Below are 1,937 nucleotides of genomic sequence, written 5' to 3'. Positions count from 1 at the left end.
AATAGAAACATGAGTCTGAGCACGCGTTTTCGCAAAGGCTTATGTTTCTCATATTCCAATCCTTTGCTACTTTAGTTGCGTATACAAATTCTCTATTTCAAATTGGAATTTCGAATGCCTGATCAACAAATCTTTCCAGATAAAGAACGTATTTTGATTGGAATTAGTAGCTGTTTGCTTGGAGAAAAGGTTCGTTTCGATACCGGCCACAAACACCACTCATACATCTCTAATACGCTTGGCCAATATTTTACTTTTCGTCCTTTCTGCCCAGAAATGGCTATTGGCCTTGGAACCCCTCGAGAAACGATTCGTCTCGTTGAACGTGAAGATGGTATTCATGCGGTAGGCACAAAGACTGATGATCATGACGTTTCTATCGCGTTACGTGATGTCGCTGAACAGCAGAAAGGTTGGCATAAAGATTTGTGCGGATACATCTTAAAGAAGGACTCACCTAGTTGCGGTATGGAACGCGTTAAGGTCTACAAAGGGAAAAATCCGAAGCAATTGGTACCCGAGCGAATTGGTGCGGGTTTGTATGCGGAAGTTCTGCTGAAGAACTTCCCTAATCTACCTGTAGAAGAAGAAGGCCGATTGGGCGATGCCGTTTTGCGCGAGAACTTTATCAAACGTGTTTATGTCTACCGAGACTGGCAAGACATGATAGAAAGCGGATTAACCATGAAGAAGCTGCTCGAGTTTCATGCCGCCTACAAATACTCTCTCTTAGCTCATGACCAAGACCGAACTCGTGCTCTAGGAACGATGTTAGGTGGCGGCAACAAACAAGAAGTGGAGTCGCTATCTGAATGTTACTTCGTTGAAATGATGCGCATCCTTAAAATACGTGCGACCAGAAAGAATCACGTAAACGTACTGCAGCACCTTCAAGGTTTCCTGAAAAACAACTTGGACAAGGAAGACAAAGCGGAGTTAGTAGATACGATTCTGAAGTATCGAGACGGGATCTTACCCCTGATCGTGCCGATCGTACTATTGAAACATCACTTTAGACGTCATCCGATCGAGTGGATAGATAACTGTATGTACTTAAATGCTCACCCGGGTGAATTGATGTTGTTCAACAGCCTATGAGGCTGCACGCTGATACCGACGAAAAGCCCACCCTAGGCAGACCGCAATGGTGATTTCTAGTGCTGCCAACATCCATGCGCCCGACTGAACGAGCGCATCAGGGTGTACCACAAAACTGAGCACGCGTGCGCACGCCAAACTTACCGAAACAAGCAAGGCCATTAACAGTGCTCCAAACTCCGCCGCTTTTATCGACGCACCAATAAACATTCCCAGCGCAAGACCAATCTGTAATCCACCATAAACGCTCATAAATTCAGATGCAGCAAGACTGGTCGCTAAATCAAAGCCTAAATATTGCGCGGCAGGCTCATACTGAAATAGGCACCACAAACCACTCAACAAATATAAAACACCAATTATTCGTAGCGTTATCATAACTTCTCTCTATTCAGCCTTGTGCTTAGAAAATCTAATTCACGACACTGGTAGGCGTAATATCTAACGCCTCTCGATCTGCAATATGATGCGGTTCTTCATATTCGTACAAAATAATCGCCGAATAATTTGCATCAACTTCAGGGGCGTATATATTCGTTAGCCCTTCGTAACGCAAAAGTCTTTGTGTATCGAGCGAATAATCCAAAACGATAGGGTCCATTAACAAGTTAATGACCCAATTTGAAGGTTGAATCTGCAGACGCACACTGTCACCCGATAGCGACACACGGCTCAATTCAAAACCGACTGTAGAACTTCGGCTCAGAGCCAAGAACTCAAACTCGATAGTTTGACCGGATACCAAGTCATCCCAGTTTTCGATCACCATTCGATCGAAGCCACTATCAACAACCAGTGGCAGCCCCGAATCTGACAAACTAAAACGCGTTCTCTCACCA

At 44.6% G+C, this 1,937-nt stretch carries 2 protein-coding genes and 1 pseudogene; 1 reads left to right on the top strand and 2 read right to left on the bottom strand.

The genetic code is table 11. The features are described from left to right. Positions 1–114 precede the first annotated feature (114 nt). The gene (locus A3739_RS09955) at positions 115–1,098 is read left to right on the top strand and encodes a DUF523 and DUF1722 domain-containing protein (protein ID WP_068480704.1); all 984 of its coding nucleotides are present in this window, start codon (positions 115–117) and stop codon (positions 1,096–1,098) included. On the opposite strand, the gene A3739_RS09950 is transcribed toward A3739_RS09955, so the two are convergent. Both A3739_RS09950 and A3739_RS29875 read right to left on the bottom strand, forming a co-directional pair. Further along, positions 1,093–1,476, bottom strand: a complete 384-nt coding sequence (locus tag A3739_RS09950; RefSeq protein WP_068473620.1) for a DUF4345 family protein — start codon at positions 1,474–1,476, stop codon at positions 1,093–1,095. The genes A3739_RS09955 and A3739_RS09950 overlap by 6 nt on opposite strands. Positions 1,477–1,510: 34 nt before the next feature. Then, positions 1,511–1,937 (bottom strand): annotated as a pseudogene (locus A3739_RS29875) (hypothetical protein); the annotation flags it as partial.

This window comes from Oleiphilus sp. HI0067, assembly GCF_001635735.1.
This window is presented reverse-complemented; position numbering and strand designations above follow the sequence as displayed.

Coding starts and splice junctions, on each gene's coding strand:
- A3739_RS09950 (WP_068473620.1), bottom strand. CDS start 1,476: ATGATAACGCTACGAATAATTGGTGTTTTATATTTGTTGAGTGGTTTG.
- A3739_RS09955 (WP_068480704.1), top strand. CDS start 115: ATGCCTGATCAACAAATCTTTCCAGATAAAGAACGTATTTTGATTGGA.